The sequence below is a fragment of the Pseudonocardia sp. NPDC049154 genome, from assembly GCF_040648315.1.
Classification (GTDB): domain Bacteria; phylum Actinomycetota; class Actinomycetes; order Mycobacteriales; family Pseudonocardiaceae; genus Pseudonocardia.
Window position 1 is genome coordinate 26,770 of record NZ_JBEZDN010000062.1, and the last position, 18,647, is coordinate 45,416.

16 protein-coding genes, 1 pseudogene and 1 riboswitch are annotated in these 18,647 nt (G+C 74.2%); of the genes and pseudogenes, 14 read left to right on the top strand and 3 right to left on the bottom strand.

Annotated features, from left to right (window positions below; translation table 11 throughout):
- Positions 1-6: 6 nt before the first annotated feature.
- The gene (locus AB0B41_RS25735) at positions 7-576 is read left to right on the top strand and encodes a helix-turn-helix domain-containing protein (RefSeq protein ID WP_358207641.1); all 570 of its coding nucleotides are present in this window, start codon (positions 7-9) and stop codon (positions 574-576) included.
- A gap of 1 nt (position 577) precedes the next feature.
- Here AB0B41_RS25735 and AB0B41_RS25740 read toward each other — a convergent pair whose 3' ends face one another.
- Positions 578-1,765 (bottom strand): MFS transporter, encoded by a 1,188-nt coding sequence (locus AB0B41_RS25740; RefSeq protein WP_358207643.1) that lies wholly within the window; start codon positions 1,763-1,765, stop codon positions 578-580.
- 395 nt (positions 1,766-2,160) lie between these two features.
- Here AB0B41_RS25740 and AB0B41_RS25745 point away from each other — a divergent pair, with 395 nt between their 5' ends.
- From AB0B41_RS25745 to AB0B41_RS25785, 9 genes and pseudogenes are all read left to right on the top strand, one after another.
- On the top strand, positions 2,161-2,784 hold the full coding sequence (locus tag AB0B41_RS25745) for an alpha-ketoglutarate-dependent dioxygenase AlkB (RefSeq protein ID WP_358207645.1): 624 nt from the start codon (positions 2,161-2,163) through the stop codon (positions 2,782-2,784).
- Positions 2,785-2,863: 79 nt separating this feature from the next.
- Complete coding sequence (locus AB0B41_RS25750; protein WP_358207647.1) at positions 2,864-3,475, top strand: TetR/AcrR family transcriptional regulator; 612 nt, start codon at positions 2,864-2,866, stop codon at positions 3,473-3,475.
- 49 nt (positions 3,476-3,524) lie between these two features.
- Positions 3,525-4,139 (top strand): nicotinate-nucleotide adenylyltransferase, encoded by a 615-nt coding sequence (gene nadD / locus AB0B41_RS25755; RefSeq protein ID WP_358207650.1) that lies wholly within the window; start codon positions 3,525-3,527, stop codon positions 4,137-4,139.
- A 76-nt stretch (positions 4,140-4,215) separates the two neighbouring features.
- Entirely contained in the window at positions 4,216-4,602 is a 387-nt protein-coding gene (gene rsfS, locus AB0B41_RS25760) for a ribosome silencing factor (RefSeq protein WP_037043406.1), read from the top strand.
- On the top strand, positions 4,599-5,225 hold the full coding sequence (locus AB0B41_RS25765; protein WP_358207652.1) for a histidine phosphatase family protein: 627 nt from the start codon (positions 4,599-4,601) through the stop codon (positions 5,223-5,225). The genes rsfS and AB0B41_RS25765 overlap by 4 nt, the downstream gene beginning before the upstream one ends.
- Positions 5,212-6,024 (top strand): diglucosylglycerate octanoyltransferase, encoded by an 813-nt coding sequence (gene octT, locus AB0B41_RS25770; RefSeq protein WP_358207654.1) that lies wholly within the window; start codon positions 5,212-5,214, stop codon positions 6,022-6,024. Before AB0B41_RS25765 ends, octT begins: the two co-directional genes overlap by 14 nt.
- Positions 6,025-6,430: 406 nt before the next feature.
- Complete coding sequence (locus AB0B41_RS25775) at positions 6,431-7,264, top strand: DegV family protein (RefSeq protein WP_358207672.1); 834 nt, start codon at positions 6,431-6,433, stop codon at positions 7,262-7,264.
- Between the two features lie 1,460 nt (positions 7,265-8,724).
- On the top strand, positions 8,725-9,162 hold the full coding sequence (locus AB0B41_RS25780) for a ComEA family DNA-binding protein (RefSeq protein ID WP_358207656.1): 438 nt from the start codon (positions 8,725-8,727) through the stop codon (positions 9,160-9,162).
- Between the two features lie 392 nt (positions 9,163-9,554).
- Positions 9,555-11,297, top strand: a pseudogene (locus AB0B41_RS25785) (ComEC/Rec2 family competence protein); the annotation flags it as partial.
- Between the two features lie 339 nt (positions 11,298-11,636).
- On the opposite strand, the gene thrC reads toward AB0B41_RS25785, so the two are convergent.
- Positions 11,637-12,902: a threonine synthase gene (thrC, locus tag AB0B41_RS25790; RefSeq protein WP_358207659.1), complete on the bottom strand. Its 1,266-nt coding sequence runs from the start codon at positions 12,900-12,902 to the stop codon at positions 11,637-11,639.
- A 6-nt stretch (positions 12,903-12,908) separates the two neighbouring features.
- Positions 12,909-13,053: riboswitch (SAM riboswitch) on the bottom strand.
- A gap of 225 nt (positions 13,054-13,278) precedes the next feature.
- On the opposite strand from thrC, the gene holA reads away from it, so the two are divergent.
- Positions 13,279-14,247, top strand: coding sequence for a DNA polymerase III subunit delta (gene holA / locus AB0B41_RS25795; protein WP_358207660.1), 969 nt, complete (start codon positions 13,279-13,281; stop codon positions 14,245-14,247).
- A gap of 180 nt (positions 14,248-14,427) precedes the next feature.
- On the opposite strand, the gene rpsT is transcribed toward holA, so the two are convergent.
- Complete coding sequence (gene rpsT / locus AB0B41_RS25800) at positions 14,428-14,694, bottom strand: 30S ribosomal protein S20 (RefSeq protein ID WP_358207663.1); 267 nt, start codon at positions 14,692-14,694, stop codon at positions 14,428-14,430.
- Between the two features lie 408 nt (positions 14,695-15,102).
- On the opposite strand from rpsT, the gene AB0B41_RS25805 reads away from it, so the two are divergent.
- The 3 genes from AB0B41_RS25805 to AB0B41_RS25815 are packed head-to-tail and all read left to right on the top strand — an operon-like array spanning position 15,103 to position 18,547.
- A complete protein-coding gene (locus tag AB0B41_RS25805) occupies positions 15,103-16,758 on the top strand; it encodes a circularly permuted type 2 ATP-grasp protein (protein WP_358207665.1) in 1,656 nt (551 codons plus the stop codon).
- Positions 16,758-17,702, top strand: coding sequence for an alpha-E domain-containing protein (locus AB0B41_RS25810; RefSeq protein WP_358207668.1), 945 nt, complete (start codon positions 16,758-16,760; stop codon positions 17,700-17,702). Before AB0B41_RS25805 ends, AB0B41_RS25810 begins: the two co-directional genes overlap by 1 nt.
- 2 nt (positions 17,703-17,704) lie before the next feature.
- The gene (locus AB0B41_RS25815; RefSeq protein WP_358207670.1) at positions 17,705-18,547 is read left to right on the top strand and encodes a transglutaminase family protein; all 843 of its coding nucleotides are present in this window, start codon (positions 17,705-17,707) and stop codon (positions 18,545-18,547) included.
- Positions 18,548-18,647 lie beyond the last annotated feature (100 nt).

Consider the following 18,647-nt stretch of genomic DNA (forward strand, 5'->3'; position numbering starts at 1 on the left):
GACGCGATGACCGCACCGGAACCGGCTCGCGAGCGCATCCTCGCCGCGGCGGAGGAGCTCTTCGCCGAGCGGGGGTTCGACGCGACGCCCACCTCGAGGATCGCCGAGCGCGCCGACGTGCCGAAGGGCCTGGTGCACTACTACTTCGCGAAGAAGGTCGACCTGCTCTCCGCGCTGGTCGGGCGGCTGCCGGAGGAGACCGTGGACCGGGCGGCGGTGGTCGTGCCCGGCGACGTCACGGAGAGCCTCTGCCGGCTCGTCGCGGTGCTCGACGAGCGGCTCGAGTCCTCAGCCGTGCTCTCCCACCTGCTCTGGCGCGAGGCCGACACCCACCCCGCGGTGCGCGACGCGCTGCACGGCCGGTTCGACCGGTTCGTCGAGGAGATCCGGGCGGTGCTGCTGGCGGCGCGGGAGGGCGACGGGAGCGGCGTCGACAGCGCGGCGCGGCTGCTGGCGTCGACGCTGAGCTACCGGCACTCGGTCTACCGGCACGCCGACGAGGAGTCGCCGGCGCGTCTGGACCTGCGGCCCGAGCTGCGCTTCCTCGCCGCGGCCCTCGACGCCGGCGTCGGCTGACTCACCAGCTGGGTTCGGGCTCGTCCCGCACCGGGGTGAGGGCGATCGCGGCCAGCGGCGCCGCCGCGGCCACCGCGAACCCGAGCGCGTAGCCCGCCGCCCCGACGACCGCGCCGAGCGCGACCGGGGTCAGCGACGAGACGACGTTCTGTCCGGTGTTCTGGATGCCGAGGGCCCGCCCGGACCAGGTCGCCCCGGCGATCTCGGCGACCGCGGTGAACGCCAGCCCGTTGTCGGCGACGGTGACGATCCCGCCGACGGCCAGCGCCGCGACGGCCAGCCACGGCGCGACCGCGTCGCCGAGGGCGAAGACGAGCAGGACGAGCGTCGCGCCCCCCGCGAGCTGGCGCATCGGCCGCAGCCGCGACCCGACCCGGTCCGACCACACGCCGGAGCCGATCCTCGAGAGCGCACCCGCGATCTGGATCACCGCGACGAACGCGCCGGCCGCCGTGGCGCTCCAGCCCTGCTGGCGCACCAGGTACTCCGTGGCGAAGGCGCTGATCGCGAACTGGGGGACGACCAGCAGGGCGCTCGCCGCGTGCACCCGCCACAGCACCGGCGCCCCGTAGGGCGAGCCCTCGCGGCCGCCCTCGGTCCGCGGCGGCCGCGCCGGATCCGGCGCGAACGCGACCACCAGCAGGGCCGAGAGCAGGCAGAGCGCGGCGGGGACGATCAGCGCGCCGATCGCGCCGGTCCGCTCCGCCAGGCTCGGCAGGACCAGCCCGGCCAGAGCGACGCCGAGCGGCTGTGCGGTCTGCCGGATCCCCATCGCCAGGCCGCGTTCGGTGCGCGGGAACCAGCCCATGATCATGCGGCCGTTCGCGGCGAACACGCTGGCCGACGCCGCCCCGCCCACGGCCAGCAGGCCCAGCACGGCGGCGTGTCCGGGGCGGGGCAGCAGCGCGACCGTGCCGATCACCAACCCCGCCAGCAGCAACCCCGACGCCATCACCTTCCGCTCGCCGAACCGGTCCGCGGCCGCGCCCCACGCGATCAGCGTGAGCAGCAGCCCGGTGGTCGGCGCGGCCACGTAGATGCCCGCGGCGGCCAGCGACAGACCCATCGCGTCGCGCAGGCCCGGCACCAGGAACGGGACGCCGTAGACGAACGCGCAGGCCGATGTCTGGGCGAGGACGCCGATCGCGAGCACCACCCAGCGGCGGCGGGAGGCGGTGGTGGTGGGCATGGGTGGACCGTACGCTGCGGTACCAGTGATTGAGAAAGATGTTCCGGATGATGGGATCAAAGGGTCGCTCAGATCTCGTACGACCGATCCGTCCGACGACGACCGCGGTCGCCGCGCACGCGACGCCCCGCATCCCGTGGTGCTCCGGCACCCAGTAGCGGCGGTAGCCCAGGTCGTCGGCGAGGCGGGCGAGGTTGACGGTGCGGTGCAGCGCCTCGGCGGCCGTCGACTCGGCGACGATCGGCGAGGTGTCCAGACGGACAGCGGGACGGGCGGCAGGGCGGTCTCCCTTCGCGGTGTCTCGACCCTCGCACGGCGGCTGCCCCGGATCGCGTGGGACGGCCGATCGGGCGAAATACTCGAACTGATGTTCGAGAGAGGGTAGCGTCGGGCCCATGGGAGTGGACCTGGTGTGGCAGCCGTCGTTGTTCGACGAGGGCGCGCCGGCCGTCGAGGTCGACCCGGACTTCCACGGGCTGGTCCGGCACGAGCTCGGCGACGGGGCGTGGGTGGACCTTGTCCCCGGCTGGCTGCGCGGGGCGGACGAGCTGTTCGCGCGGCTGCTGCGGAGCACGCCATGGGCGCAGCGGGACATCTGGATGTACGAGCGGGTGCTGCCCGAACCGCGGCTCACGCACCGCTGGACCGTCGACCAGGGGCTCCCGGAGCCGGTCTTCGCCGAGGCCGCGCACCTGCTGAGCGGGCGCTACGGCGAGGAGTTCACGCAGGTCGGGGCCAACCTCTACCGCGACGGGGCGGACAGCGTGGCGTGGCACGGGGACCGGGTGGCGCGCGAGATGGACACCGCGCTCGTCGGGTTGATCTCGCTGGGCGGGGTGCGGCCCTTCCGGCTGCGGCCGCACGGCGGCGGCGCGTCCGTCGGGTTCCTCCCCGGGCCCGGCGACCTGCTGGTGATGGGCGGGACCTGCCAGCGGAGGTGGCAGCACAGCGTGCCGAAGGTGCGGTCGGCCTCCGCGCGGATCAGCGTGCAGTTCCGGCACGCCTACGAGCGCCCCTGACCCGTCGTACGCATCCGGCTAGGCCGTGGCCTTCCCTACTGGCGGGCCCGTGCCGTTTCTCGATGAGTACGGTGACGCCATGGCGGCACCGGAGTCCGAGCGGGACCGGCTGCTCGGGCTGATCGCGGACTACGTCGTCGAGCACGGCATCGCAGAGCTGACGCTGCGCCGGCTCGGCACGGCCATCGGCACCAACAACCGGATGCTGCTGTACTACTTCGGGTCCAAGGAACAGTTGATCGCGCAGGCGCTGACGGCGGCCTCCCTGCGGTTCCCGACCTTCGCCGGCGCGCTGTCCGCGCTCGACGGCACCGGCCCCCTCCGCGAGCGCCTCGACGCCGTGTGGACGGGTATCGCCGCCCGCGAGAACCACCCGTTCCACCGGCTGTTCTTCGAGGTCTACGGCGTGGCGCTGCACCAGCCGGGCCGGTTCGACGAGTTCCTCGCGCGGGTCGGGCACGACTGGACCAACCTGGTCGCGGGGCGGCTGCGGGCCGAGGGCGTGCCGGACCCGGAGGCCGGCACGGTCGCCCGCGAGATCGTCGCCCTCTGGCGCGGGCTGCAGTTCGACCTGCTCAGCACGGGTGATGCGGCGGAGGTCGCCGAGGCGCACTCCGCCGCGGCCGTCGCCTACGCCGAGCGGTGCGAGCGGGCCCGCGGCCGGGTCGCCGCTGCTCAGCCCGCCGGCTGAGACGGCGGTTCGTCCGTTCGCGGTCTCCGGGGCGGGATATCCTGCCGCGATGCAGCGCAAGATCGGGGTGATGGGCGGGACGTTCGACCCCGTCCACCACGGCCACCTGGTGGCGGCCAGCGAGGTCGCCGACCGGTTCGCGCTCGACGAGGTCCTCTTCGTGCCGACCGGACAGCCGTGGCAGAAGTCGGCGAAGGCGGTCAGCCCGCCCGAGGACCGGTACCTGATGACGGTGATCGCGACGGCGTCGAACCCGCGGTTCATGACGAGCCGGGTGGACATCGACCGCGGCGGCCCGACCTACACCGCCGACACCCTGGCGGACATCCACGCCGCGATGCCCGACGCCGAGCTGTACTTCATCACCGGCGCGGACGCCCTGTCCCAGATCCTGTCCTGGCACAAGGTCGAGGAGCTGTTCACGCTGGCGCACTTCGTCGGCGTGACCCGGCCCGGCTACGAGCTGGCCGACGCGCACCTGCCGAAGGGCGCGGTCACGCTCGTCGAGGTGCCGGCCATGGCCATCTCGTCGACGGACTGCCGGGACCGCGTCGCCGCCGGCCGACCGGTCTGGTACCTCGTGCCGGACGGGGTGGTCCAGTACATCTCGAAGCGCCGGCTCTACACCCCGGACGCACCCGCGGGGACCGGTATACCGGCCTGAACCGGACCCGGCCGGCGCGGCCTGCGACACTGAGGCGGCGAGGCCGAGGTCCGGCTGTCGCGGAGGGAGGCGCCGCGTGGCGGCAACGGCAGAGGCGGTGGAGATCGCCCGGGTGGCGGTGGCCGCCGCCGCGGACAAGCTCGCCCAGGACATCGTCGTGCTCGACGTGTCGGGGCAGCTCGTGATCACCGACTGCTTCGTCCTCGCCTCGGCGCCCAACGAGCGGCAGGTCCAGGCGATCGTCGACGGGGTGGAGGAGAAGCTCCGCGAGCACGGCGTGAAGCCGACCCGCCGCGAGGGCACCCGCGAGGGCCGGTGGGTCCTGCTGGACTACACGGACGTCGTCGTGCACGTCCAGCACACGGACGAGCGTGGGTTCTACGGGCTGGACCGGCTGTGGAAGGACTGCCCGGCCCTCGACTTCCCCGAGGCCCGTACCACCCCGGCCGAGGAGTCGGAGTGACACTGCGGCGGGTCGTGCTCCTGCGGCACGGGCAGACGGACTACAACGTCGCCGGCCGCATGCAGGGCCACATCGACTCCCAGCTCACCGAGGAGGGCCGTGAGCAGGCGCTGCGGGCCGCCCCGGTGCTCGGCGCCATGCCCTTCGACCGGGTCGTCAGCTCCGACCTGGCCCGCGCCGTCGACACGGCGAACACGATCGCCGACGTCCTCGGGCTGCCGGTCAAGCTCGACAAGCGGCTGCGCGAGACGCACCTGGGGGAGTGGCAGGGCCGCAGGGTCGACGAGGTCGAGGTCGACTTCCCGGGACAGATCGCGGAGTGGCGCGGCGACCCGCGGTGGACGCCCCCGGGCGGGGAGTCCCGCGTCGACGTCGTCCGGCGGTCGCTGCCGGTCGTCGAGGAGATCGACGTCGACCTGGCCGAGGAGCCCGGCGCACAGTCCCTGCTGATCGTGGCGCACGGCGGGATGATCGGCGGCCTGGTGTCCGGGCTGCTGGACCTGCCCGAGGCCGTCTGGCCGATCATCGGCGGCATGGGCAACTGCAAGTGGGCGGTCGTCGCGCGGCGCGCGGACCACCCGCGCTGGCGGCTGTCCGGGTACAACATCGGTGTCACCTCCTGAGCTGCTCGTCCTCGCGGACTCGCTCGCCTTCCACGGCCCCGAACGGGCCGAACCCGCCGACCACCCACGGATCTGGCCGCAGGTCGCCGCGGCGGCGCTCGGCGGGCGGGTCGAGCTCGTCGCCGGGATCGGCTGGACGGCGCGGCATGCCTGGCACGCGCTGACCCACGACCCGCGGGTGTGGGCGGCGATGCCGCGGATCGACGCGGTGGTGCTCGGGGTGGGCGGGATGGACGCGCTGCCCTCGCCGTTGCCGACGGCGGTGCGGGAGCTGATCCCGGTCCTGCGGCCCGCGTCCGTGCGCGGGCGGGTGCGCGACGGCTACCTGCGCGCCCAGCCGTGGCTGTCGCGGGCGTTCGCGGCGCTCCCCGGCGGTGGGCCGGTCGCGCTGCCCCCGCGGCTCACGGTCTCCTACCTGGAGCGCTGCCGCGCGGCCGTGACGGCACTGCGCCCCGGGATCCCGGTCGTCGCGATGCTGCCCTCGGTGCACCGCGCCGCCGTCTACGGCGGGGTGCACGCCGGGCGGGCGGCGGCCGAGCGGGCGACCCGGATCTGGGCCGACGCGCACGGCGTGCGGGTGCTCGACGCCCCCACGCTGGTCGCGGGGCACGTCCTGGGCGGGCGCGGCAACCCCGACGGGATGCACTGGGGCTGGGAGGCGCACCGGCGGGTGGGGGAGACGCTCGCCGAGCTGGTGCGGGGGGAGTTGGCCCGGGTGCCCGGTTCCGACGGCACGGGGTCGCGTGAGCTGGGGGAGAAGGTCGTCGGGGCGCCCGGTCCTGCCGCTGCGGAGTCGTGATCGGTGGCGCCGCGGGCGTCGACGGGCTCGGCGATCGACTCCGCGGAGCCCGGTCTGCTGTGTAACGAGATCCGTCCCGTCGGCGACGATCGACTTTGCAGGGTGCGATCGACTGTGCGGGCGGCGGCCGGCGTCGCAGTGGCGGTCGGCTTCGCGGGTGGCGATCGATCCTGCGGGTGGTGAGCGGCCGGGAAGCGACGACCGGCGCAGCCGGTTGGAGATCGACTGGAGAGGTTCTAGGTTCGGCCCCGTGCCCGATTCCGCACTCGACCCGCGGTCCGCCGCCGTGACCGAGCGAGCCGACCGCGCGACCGACCCCGAGGGCGCGGACGGCGCCGCGCCCGACGGCGCCGAGGCGCCTGTGGACGCAGCGGCCCGGGCCGGCGCCGAGGAGGTGGCGGGCCGCGTGGCGGTGGTGACCGACTCGACCGCCGACCTGCCGTCCTCGCTGGCCGGCTCCGTGCGCGTCGTGCCCCTCGAGGTGCGGCTGGGAGACCGCGTGGTGCGCGACGGCGTCGACATCGGCCCCGGCGAGCTGAGCGCGGCGATCGCCGACCGCAGGCTGGACGTCCAGACCTCGCGCCCCACCCCGGAGGCGTTCGCCGAGACCTACCGAGACCTGCTCGCCGCCGGAGCGTCCGCGGTCGTCTCCGTGCACCTGTCCCGCGAGCTGTCGGGCACGTGGGACGCGGCGCGACTCGCGGCCGAGGAGGTCGACCCCGGCCGGGTCCGGGTCGTCGACTCCAGGGCGTTGGGGATGGGCCTGGGGTTCGCGGTCCTCGCCGCCGACCGCGCCGCGGCCGAGGGCGCGGAGCCTGCGGACGTCGAGGCCGCCGCCGCGGCCGTGGCCGCCCGGTGCCGGGTGATCTTCTGCGTGGACGAGCTCGACCGGCTCCGCCGGGGCGGCCGGATCGGGACGGCGGCCGCGGTGCTGGGCACCGTCCTCGCCGTCAAACCGCTGCTCCACCTGGTCGACGGCCGGATCACCGCCCTGGAGAAGGTTCGGACCTCCGCCCGCGCCATCCAGAGGCTCGTCGAGCACGCGGTCGCCGCCGCCGGCGCCGAGGCCGACCTCGCGGTGCACCACCTCGGCGTCCCCGAGCGCGCCGAGGAGCTGGCGGACCGCCTCGCCGAACGGCTCCCCGCCTCCCCCCGCCCGGTGGTCTCCGAGATCAGCGCCGTCATCGGCGCCCACGTCGGCAACGGCGCCCTGGGTGTCGTGGTGGTGCCGAAGGGATAGGCGGCGCACTTCCACGATCGCCGGCCGAGGTAGGTAGCGGCCCTCGACGGCCGACCGCAGCTACTGATCTCGCTCTACTTTCGCACGCCCGGTCTGCGCCCTCCGCTGCCACATGATCACCATGTACGGAGCAGGACGGCGCAGCTGGCAGCCGTGCAGTAGCGCTATCGCCGATCTTGGGCGGTGTCCGACGCAGGGAGGCCCGCTCACGCTTCCGCTGACTCATCGTGATCATCGTCTGCGGTATGTGGCGGCCACCTGCGGCCGGGATGCCCCGCGGCTGGTGATCTCGGGAGGCGGCTCGGAGCGCCACGGTCCGGGTTGCGATGCCGGCCATGAGCATGACCGCCGTTTGCGGTGGCCGGCGGCCAGTGGTGGCCGGGATGCTCCACCACCGGCGATCTTGTCTGACGGCCATCGCTCAGAGCCGCTCGTGTCGTGCGCCGACGCAGCGTGGTCCTCACCTGCGGTACATGACGGCAGGGCGGCTGTGAGGTGCAGCGACCAGCTGTCCCGGTGGGCAGACGCAGCCGGAGATGGTGCGCCCCGCACTGCTGCATCCGGGCTCGTCCGCCGACGCCGCGCAGCCATCCGCGCCCGGCCTCGGCGCCGACGTATCCCGCCTCATCGTGCACGACACCCCCGACCGAACCGGCGCACGCAAGGCCCGGGTGCGTGACCTTGTCCCCATCCCGCCCTCTCCGTCCACAGCCGACGCAGTCGTCCGGGAAAGGGGTGTCGGCGGCCCTAGCGTCGCGGGGGTGGCACGGAGCTCCCCGAACACCCGATCCGCGGCGCGGCTGTCCGCGGTGCTCGGGACACCCGTGGGCCGCCCCTACCCGGTGAGGGAGCGGGGCGGCGAGGAGATCCCGGCACCGAGGACGCCGCCTGCGCACGCCCCTCGCCCCCGCCCACTTCCTCAGGTCTTCCGACCGGCCATACCTCTGGGCCCCGACCCTGCCGCCGACGACCCACCCACCCTTCCGCTGCCCCTGTCGCCCGGCGCACCGGCGGATCGAACCCGCGACGAGCCGACCCCCTTCGCCTCGGGCAACCCCCACTTCGCCGCTCTGCTCGCCGAGGTCGACGAGCCGGCGGACACCCACCTCGCACCGACCGACGAGTACCCCGACGACCTCCACGGCGAGTACCGCGACGATCTCCCCGGCGAGGAGCAGGGTTCGAGGAGTCCCGGCAGCCGACCGAGCCGGCTCACCCGCGTCGCCTCGCGCTGGGTCCCGACCGCGTGGCGTGGCTCGCGACTCGACCCAGGCCGGGCAGGAGCACTCGCACTGGTCCTGGTCGCGGCGGTGGCGGCCGTGGTGGCGGCCGTGGGGGTGTGGAGCGCACGACCTCGCGCGGAGCAGGTACCCCCGCTGCCGGCGGTCTCGCTGAACACGGCGGTCGGGTCGAGCCCCGCTTCCTCCACACTGCCCACGGCAGCGCCGACCGAACTCGTCGTGAGTGTCTCGGGAAAGGTCCGTCGCCCGGGTCTCGTCCGCGTCCCGGACGGCTCCCGCGTGGCCGACGTGCTCGAGGCCGCGGGCGGTGCGGTGCCCGGCACCGACCTCACGAGCCTCAACCTCGCGCGCCGCGTCGCCGACGGCGAGCAGGTCGCGGTCGGTGTCCCGGCCGCTCCCGACGCAGGCGGTACCGGAGGCGGTCCTGCACCCACCGGCGGCGACGCTGCCGGTGCGGCTCCCGCCGGGAAGATCGACCTCAACCGCGCGACCGTCGATCAGCTGGACGGGCTGCCGGGCGTCGGGCCGGTCACGGCCCAGCGGATCCTCGACTGGCGCACCCGCAACGGCCGCTTCGCCCGCGTCGACCAGCTGCGCGAGGTGGAGGGCATCGGCGAGCGACGGTTCGCCCAGCTCCGGGAGCTGGTGACCGTATGAGGTCCCGCGAGGAGCGCCGGGCGGTCGCCGAGGAACCACGGGCCCGGCCGGACCTGCGCCTGGTCCCGGCGGCCCTCGCCGCGTGGGCGGCAGTGCTCTGCGCGGTACTCGGAGGGCCGCTCGCCGCGCTGGCCGCCTGCACCGTCGCCCTGGCCACGCTCGTCACGACGACTCGTCGAGCGCCGGGTCGCACCCGGTCCGCGATGCTGGCCGCCTCCGAGTGTGCCCTGGCCGTGGGGCTGCTCGCGGGTCTGCACGCTCTCCACGTCCACGACCACCCGCTGCGCGCCGCCGCCGAGCGCGGTTCGGCCGCGGTCCTGCGGATCACGCTCACGGACGACCCACGACCCCTGCGCGGCCCCGCCTACGGCGCGGACTTCGGAGCCGACCGGATGCTGGTCGAGGCCGACCTGGAGACCGCGACGGTCGGTGCGGGGGAGTGGCACACCGGCGGGCGCGTCCTGCTGCTGGCGCCCGCAGAGGGGTGGAGCGGCCTCCTCCCGGGCCAGACGGTCACCGCCGAAGGCCTGCTCCTGCCCGCCCAGCGTGCCGACCTCACCATCGCGGTGCTGCGGGTGCGTGGATCCCCGACGACGGCGACCCCACCGCCGTGGTGGCAGACCGCCGCCGGATCACTCCGGGACGGCCTGCGGCGGGCCGCCGACGTGTTGCCGGAGGACTCCGCCGGGCTGCTGCCCGGCCTCGCGGTCGGCGACACCCGCGAGCAGACGACCGAGGTGGAGGAGGACTTCCGGGCCGCCGGGCTCACCCACCTCACCGCGGTCTCCGGCGCGAACCTCGCGATCGTCGGTGGAGCCGTGCTCGGCCTGCTCCGCCTGTTCCGGGCCGACCCTCGCCTCGCCGCGGTGCTGGCCGGGGCCGCCGTCCTCGGCTTCGTGGTGCTCGCCCGGCCCTCGCCCAGCGTCGTGCGGGCCGCGGTCATGGGCGGCATCGTGCTGCTGGCGCTCGCGCTCGGACGCGGCCGATCGGCGGTCCCGGCGGTGGCCGCGGCCGTGCTGGTGCTGCTGGTCGTCGATCCGGCGCTCGCGGTCGACATCGGGTTCGCCCTGTCCGTCCTCGCCACGGCGGCCCTCGTCCTGATCGCCCCGGGATGGTCCGCCGCGCTGCAGCGGCGCGGTGTGCCGCAGGGTGCCGCCGAGCTGCTCGCGGTCCCGGCGGCCGCGTGCGTCGCCACGGCTCCACTCATCGCCGGTCTGAGCGGCCAGCTCGGCCTCGTGACCGTGCTGGCGAACCTGCTGGTGGTACCGGCGGTCGCGCCGGCGACGGTCCTCGGTGTGCTCGCCGCCGTGCTCTCACCGCCGGCGCCCGGGCTGGCCACCGCGTGCGCGTGGCTCGCCGGGCCCGCGGTCGCGTGGCTCGTGCTGGTGGCCGACCGCGCCGCGGCGATCCCCGGAGCGGTGCTGCCCTGGCCCGCCGGTGTGGGCGGCGCCGTCCTGCTCGCGGGTGTGCTGCTGGCGCTGGTGGTGCTCCTCCGGTTCCGCCGCTCCCGGCTGCTCGTCCTCGCGGTTGTGATCGGGCTGGCGTTGGTCCTGGTGCCCACCCGCGTGATCCGCCCCGGCTGGCCACCCCCGGACTGGGTGGTGGTCGCCTGCGACGTCGGTCAGGGCGACGCGCTCGTCCTTGCCACCGGCGTTCCTGGTCAGGCGGTCCTCGTCGACGTCGGCCCCGACGACGGCCCCACGGACGCCTGTCTGCGCCGGCTCGGCGTCGACGCGCTGGCGCTCGTGGTGGTCACGCACCTGCACGCCGATCACATGGGCGGTCTCGCGGGCGCGCTGCGCGGTCGGGCGGCAGGCGGGGTCGCGCTGGGACCGGCGCACGAGCCGGCCGGGGCCCTGCGTCGGATCGCGCAGCAGGCCGCGGAGGTCGGCGCGCCCGTCCTCGAGCTGACCGCGGGTCGGCGCCTCGCCTGGCCTGCCCTCACGCTCGACGTCCTGGCCCCGGACCGCGCGCCGGAGTACGTCGACGGCGAGGACGGCACCGCCGTGAACAACACGTCCGTGGTGCTCCGCGCGACCACACCGGCCGGCCGCATCCTGCTGGCCGGCGACGTGGAGCTCGACGCCCAGGCCGACCTCCTGCACAGCGGCGCGGACCTGCGGGCGGAGGTGCTCAAGGTGCCCCACCACGGCTCCCGCTCGACCAGCCCGGACTTCCTGCGGGCCGTCGCGCCGCGGGTCGCCCTGGTCAGCGTGGGTGCGGGCAACTCCTACCGGCACCCGAACCCGGGCCTGCTGGACCTCCTGACGACGTCGGGGGCCGTCGTGCGACGGACCGACCAGTCGGGCGACGTGGCCTTCACGCGCGACGACGAACTCGTCGCGCGCGGGGACCCGCTCCCGGGCCCCCGGCGCTCCCGCGCGGGCCGCCGTAACCGGCGCCGGGCCTCCGGAACGACGACGGGCCCGGAGGAACATGTCCTCCGGGCCCGGTCGTGGTCCTGGCGTGCCGGGTCAGCGGCCCTCGAGCGCCTCGCGGACGGCCTTGCTGGTCGACGGCACCGTGGCGGTCGGGCGGGCGTGGGCCGACACGGCGTCGAGCGTCTTCAGCCCGTCGCCGGTGATCAGCAGGACGGTCTCGGCGTCGGGGTCGATCGTGCCGGCCTCGATGAGCTTCTTCGCGGTCGCGACGGTGACGCCGCCCGCGGTCTCGGCGAACACGCCCTCGGTGCGGGCGAGCAGCCGGATGCCCTCGACGACCTCCTCGTCGGTCACGTGGCCGACGGCGCCGCCGGTGCGGCGCACGGAGTCGAGGACGTAGGGGCCGTCGGCGGGGTTGCCGATCGCCAGCGAGCGGGCGATGGTGTCCGGCCGGACCGGCTGGATGAAGTCGTGGCCCTCCTCGAAGGCCGAGGCGACGGGCGAGCAGCCGGTGGCCTGGGCACCGAAGATCTTGTAGGGCTTCTCGTCGACGAGCCCGAGCTTCACGAACTCGCCGAAGCCCTTGTCGACCTTGGTCAGCTGCGAGCCGGAGGCGACCGGGACGACGATCTGGTCGGGCAGGCGCCAGCCGAGCTGCTCGGCGACCTCGTAGCCCAGGGTCTTCGAGCCCTCGGCGTAGTACGGGCGGACGTTCACGTTCACGAACGCCCACTCCTCGTGCTCCGCGGCGAGCTCGGTGGCGAGGCGGTTCACGTCGTCGTAGTTGCCGTCGACGGCGAGCAGGGTGCCGCCGTAGACCGCGGTGGTGGTGATCTTCGCCTGCTCGAGCGAGGAGGGGATCAGCACGACCGAGTCCCAGCCGGCGCGGGCGGCCGCCGCGGCGACGGCGTTGGCCAGGTTGCCGGTGGAGGGGCAGCAGAGGACGGAGAAACCCAGCTCGCGGGCGGCGGCGAGGGCGACGGCCACGACCCGGTCCTTGAAGGAGTGGGTGGGGTTGCCGGTGTCGTCCTTCACCCAGAGCTTGCGGAGCCCGAGCTCGGCGGCGAGCCGGTCCGCCTGGATCAAGCGGGTGAAGCCGGGCTCGGTGTTCGGGAAGGACTGGACGTTCGCCGGGACGGGGAGGAGGTCCTTGTAGCGCCAGATCGACTTGGGACCGGACTCGATCGACTCCCGCGTGACCTGCGGGAAGTCGTAGGCGATCTCGAGCGGGCCGAAACACTGCGGACAGGCGAACTCCGCGGCGAGCGGCGTCTGGTGGCCGCACTCGCGACAGGACAGCGCGCGGGCGGAGCCGAGGTCGAGGGTGGTGCTGGCAGGGGTGTCTGCAGTGAGAGTCATCAGATCTCCTCATCTGTCCCGCTGGCGCGGGCCGGAATTGGCACCTGGTTCGTCGACGTGCGCGCACCGAGCGGTGCGCTGCGCGGATCGTCGTTCGACGCCGGTTGCCGGGGCTTCGTCGGGCCGTTCCCTCTGCCCCTCTGGATGAGCCATATGCAGTTGTGCCGTGCAGGCTTCGTGCGTGGAGCGAGCGCGGCGGCCGGATTGATCCGGATGACAGGCACGTTACGGCACCGGCCCCGCTCCGGGCCAGCCGGACTCACCATCTGGGAGCCGTGTCACGGACTGTCGGTGCCGTGCGCGACGATGGCTCGCGGACCCGGCAGGTGGGCCCCGGTGCGCGGCACCGCGCGACGCGTGCGAGAGGAGCCCGGCCATGCCGGCCACGAAGCCGCCCGCCCCCGTGCAGCTCATCGTGGGAGAAGAGGAGCTGCTGGTCGAGCGGGCCGTGAGCGAGATCCTCCGTGCCGCCCGGGCGGTCGACCCCGAGGCCGACATCCGCCGGTTCCGACCCGCCGAGCTCACCCCGGGCGAGCTGGTCGGGCACCTGAGCCCCTCGCTGTTCGCGGAGGGCCGGGTCGTGGTGATCCAGGGGGCGCACGAGGCGGGCAAGGACCTGGTCGCCGCGATCATGGCCTACGTGGCCGAGCCGGCCGACGGGATCGTGCTGGTCGCGGTGCACGCGGGCGGGGCCCGCGGCAAGCAGCTGGCCGACGACCTGCGGAAGGCCGGCGCGGCCGTCACCAAGTGCGACCGGCTGACCCGCGCCGAGGAGCGCGCCGACTTCGTGCGCGCCGAGGTTCGGCGGGCCGGCGGCTCGATCACCGCCGAGGCCGTGAGCGTGCTGCTCGAGGCGGTCGGCTCGGACCTGCGGGAGCTGGCCTCGGCCACGAACCAGCTGGTCTCCGACACGGGCGGGCAGGTCGACGGCCAGGCCGTGCGCCGGTATCACCGGGGCCGGGCGGAGTCGTCGGGCTTCGCGGTGGCGGACAAGGCGGTCGCGGGGGACCGGGCGGGCGCGTTGGAGGCGTTGCGCTGGGCGCTCGTGCTGGGGGTCGCGCCGGTCCTGGTGGCCGACGCACTGGCCGACGCCGTGCGCACCCTCGCCAAGGTCGGTGCGGCCGGCCGGGGCGATCCCAACCGCCTGGCGGGCAGCCTCGGCATGCCGCCCTGGAAGATCCGCAAGGCGCAGGGGCAGGTGCGGGCCTGGCGGCCGGCGGGCCTCGCGACCGCGATCGCCGCGACCGCGCAGGTCAACGCCGACGTCAAGGGTGCGGCCGCCGACCCCGCCTACGCCCTGGAGCGCGCGGTCCTCGCGGTCGTCGACGCCCGCGGCACCCGCTGACACACGTCACCCGGAGCCGCGCCCCTCCGACGCGTCGTGGAGCCATGACGCCCACAGCCTCGCCATCATCCGAGAACACGTCGACGGCACTGCCCCACGGGAAAGGACAGTGCCGTCGACGGGAACGCTCGACCGGGCGGACCCGGGAGCTTCACCGGGCGCGCGACCGCGCCCGAGGACTCAGGCGCCGATCTTGGCGACGCGCCTGGCGATGGCCGACTTGCGGTTGGCGGCCTGGTTCTTGTGGATGACGCCCTTGCTGGCGGCCTTGTCGAGGGCGCGAGCGGCGGCGCGCTGCAGTTCGACGGCCTTCTCGGTCTCGCCGGCCTCGGCGGCCTCGCGGAACTTGCGGATCGCGGTCTTGACCGACGACTTGACCGACTTGTTGCGCTGACGGCGCTTCTCGTTGGTCTTGACCCGCTTGATCTGGGACTTGATGTTCGCCACGCTGGTGTGCCTCGAGTCTTCCTGGTGCTGGTACGTATCGGGGGGCTCAGGCGACCCCGACCGGTTCTCCACCGATGCGAGCGAGCACGCCGAGCACTCGGTCGTCCATGCTACAACCCGGCGCGGACGGCCCTGCACGGGCCCGCGCTCCGCGGGCCCACGGACCCGGGATCGCACCGCGAACACCCTCTCGGCGGGCGGAACGCGCCGCTCCGCGACGGATCGGGGCCGGTCGTGTCCGTAACGCGGACGTAGCACCGCTCCGTCTGGCTCCGGCCAGGCGAAACGGTCAAGATGACCCCCGTGAGCCGAGCAGTGGACCGCAGACCAGCACGGGCGGGCGGGAAACCCGCACAGGACGACGGGGCCGCTGCCACAGCCGGTGCGGGGACCAACGGGGCCGGCCGCGTGGACGGCTCCGCCCTGTTCGACGGGTACCTGGAGCCGGACCGGCCCAATCCCGACGCGTTCGACGAGATGTTCAACGCCGACGGCAGCGTCCGCGCCCCGTACCGGCACCTGCACGACGCGATCGCCCCGACCGCCGCCGCCGACCTGGCCGCGCGCTCGGAGGCGCTCGACCGGGCGTACATGGACCAGGGCATCACGTTCAGCCTCTCGGGCAAGGAGCGCCCGTTCCCGCTGGACATCGTGCCGCGGGTGATCAGCGCGAGCGAGTGGAGCCGGCTGCAGCGCGGGATCGTGCAGCGGGTGAAGGCCCTCGAGGCCTTCCTCGCCGACGTCTACAACGACGCGCAGATCGTCCGCGACGGCGTGCTCCCGCGCCGGCTGATCACCAGCTGCGAGCACTTCAAGCGCGCCGCGCACCTGCTGAACCCGCCCAACGGGGTGCGCATCCACGTCGCCGGCATCGACCTCGTCCGCGACCAGGAGGGCACGTTCCGGGTGCTGGAGGACAACCTCCGCAACCCCTCCGGCGTGTCCTACGTGATGGAGAACCGGCGCACCATGGCGCGGGTCTTCCCCGACCTGTTCACGCGCCAGCGGGTCCGCGCGGTCGCCGACTACTCGACCCACCTGCTGCACGCCCTGCGCGCGGCCGCGGCGCCCAACGTCGCCGACCCGACGGTCGTCGTGCTCACCCCGGGCGTCTACAACTCCGCCTACTTCGAGCACTCGCTGCTCGCCCGGCAGATGGGCGTCGAGCTCGTCGAGGGCCGGGACCTGTTCTGCCGCGACAACGTCCTCTACATGCGCACGACCGAGGGCGAGCAGCAGGTCGACGTCGTGTACCGGCGGATCGACGACGACTTCCTCGATCCCCTGCAGTTCACGCCGACGAGCGTGCTGGGTGTCGCGGGGATCATGAACGCCGCCCGCGCGGGCAACGTGGTGATCGCCAACGCGGTGGGCAACGGCGTGGGCGACGACAAGCTCGTCTACACCTACGTCCCGCAGATGATCAAGTACTACCTCGACGAGAAGCCGGTCATCCCGAACGTCACGACCTTCCGGTGCTGGCTGGACGAGGAGCGCGGGCACGTCCTCGACGAGCTCGACGAGCTGGTGCTCAAGCCGGTCGAGGGCTCGGGCGGCTACGGCATCCTCTTCGGCCCGAACGCCACGGCCAAGGAGCTGCAGAAGGCGCGCAAGGCGATCCGGGACGACCCCCGCGGGTGGATCGCCCAGCCCGTCGTGCAGCTGTCCACGGTCCCGACGAAGGTCGACGACCGGCTGGTGCCGCGGCACGTCGACCTGCGGCCCTTCGCGGTCAACGACGGCGAGGACGTCTTCGTCCTGCCGGGCGGCCTCACCCGGGTGGCCCTGCCGAAGGGCAGCCTCGTGGTGAACTCCAGCCAGGGCGGCGGCTCCAAGGACACCTGGGTGCTGGCGGCGAGCCGGTCGAGCGAGGCCGAGCGGGAGCTGGGGGAGCGCGGGATCGCGTCGTCCGCCCCGGCCCGCGGCCCCGCCGCCGAGCAGGGTCCCGAGCTGACCCTCGGCCAGCAGCAACAGCAGCAGCAACAGCAGCAGGGCCGCCAGGTCCAGGAGCTCGGCGGGATGCGCCAGGAGCAGCTGCTGCGTCGGACGGAGGTGCTGGGCTGATGCTCGCCCGCAACGCCGAGTCGCTGTACTGGATCGGCCGCTACGTCGAGCGCGCCGACGACACCGCCCGGATCCTCGACGTCTCGGTCCACCAGCTGCTCGAGGACGCCACGATCGACGTCGACGTGGTCGCCCGCCGGCTGCTCGGCGTCATGGGCGTCGACCCCGGCACGGACGAACCGCTCGACGCCTTCTCCCTCACCGAGGTGCTCGGCTACTCCACCGAGACCCTCGGCTCGATCGTCTCGTCGATCTCCAGCGCCCGGGAGAACGCCCGCGGCGCGCGCGAGGTCGTGTCGTCGGAGATGTTCGAGTGCCTCAACGCCACCTGGAACGCCCTGCCCGAGCGGCAGCGCTACGCGCGCTGGGTGGGGCCGCACGCCTTCTTCAGCTACATCGAGGACCGGGCGGCGATGTTCTCGGGGCTGGCCGCGTCCACGATGAGCCGGGACGACTCGTGGCGCTTCTACCTGCTCGGCCGCTCGGTCGAGCGGGTCGACATGGTGGTGCGGCTGCTGCTGTCCCGTGTGTCGGACCGGATGGGCTCGCCGGGCTGGCTGTCGGTGCTGCGCTCGGCCGGCGCCCAGGACACCTACCTGCGCACGTACCGCGGCGCCGTCGACGCCGTGCGGGTCGCGCAGTTCATGCTGATGGACCGGCTCTTCCCGCGGTCGGTCTTCTACTCGCTGCGCGAGGCCGAGACCTGCCTGCAGCAGCTGGACCAGCGGCCGACGACGCGGGTCGGCGCGAAGGCCGAGGCCCTGCGGCTGCTCGGCAGGGCGCGCAGCGAGCTGGAGTTCCTCCGCCCCGAGGAGCTGCTCGACGACCTGCCCGCACAGCTCCTGTCCCTGCAGGAGACGATCCAGAAGGTCGGCGAGGCCGTATCGCTGCAGTTCTTCCACGCCGCCCCCTGGGTCGCGTGGACCGCGCCGGAGGTGGTCTGACGATGGGCTGGCGCATCCGCGTGGTGCACGAGACGGGCTACAAGTACAGCTCGCCGGTGCTCGAGACCTACAACGAGGTGCGGCTGACCCCGCGCAGCGACACCCACCAGAACGTGATCGTGAGCCGCGTCGAGACGGTGCCGGCGACCCGCGCGTACCGCTACGAGGACTACTGGGGCACCCAGGTCACGGCCTTCGACCTGCACGCGCCGCACACGGAGCTGCTGGTCACCGGGACCTCGGTGGTCGAGACGGGCGACGCCGGCGAGCCGGTCCGCGAGGCGACCTGGGAGGACCTGGCGTCGGAGGCCGTGCGCGACCGGTACACCGAGATGCTCGAGTTCACCGAGTACGTCGGGCGGGACGCGGAGCTGGCCCGGATCGCGAGGACCCTCAAGCGCGGCAAGGACCCCGTCGACGCCGCGCTCGCCGCCTGCGAGCGGGTCCGCGACACCATGACCTACCAGGCGGGGACGACGGGCGTGCACACCTCGGCCACCGAGGCCTGGCAGGCGGGCAAGGGGGTCTGCCAGGACTACGCGCACCTGACCCTGGTCCTGTTGCGCGAGATGGGGATCCCGGCCCGCTACGTCTCGGGGTACCTGCTGCCGCGCCAGGAGGTCGCGGTCGGCGAGACGGTGTCCGGGCAGTCGCACGCGTGGATCGAGGCGCGCACCGGGGGCTGGTGGGGCTTCGACCCGACCAACGGCATCCCGATCGGGCACCGGCACGTGTGGGTCGCCGTCGGCCGCGACTACGCCGACGTCTCCCCGCTCAAGGGCATCTACTCCGGCGGCAGCGCCGAGGCGCTCGACGTCTCGGTGCACATGACCCGGCTGGCCTGAGACGCACGAACGGCGCTCTCGCTCACCAGGTATGAGCGAGAAGCGGACGCAGCCCGTACTCGGCGGCCTTCTCCGGGCTGGTGACGATGCAGATCGAGGC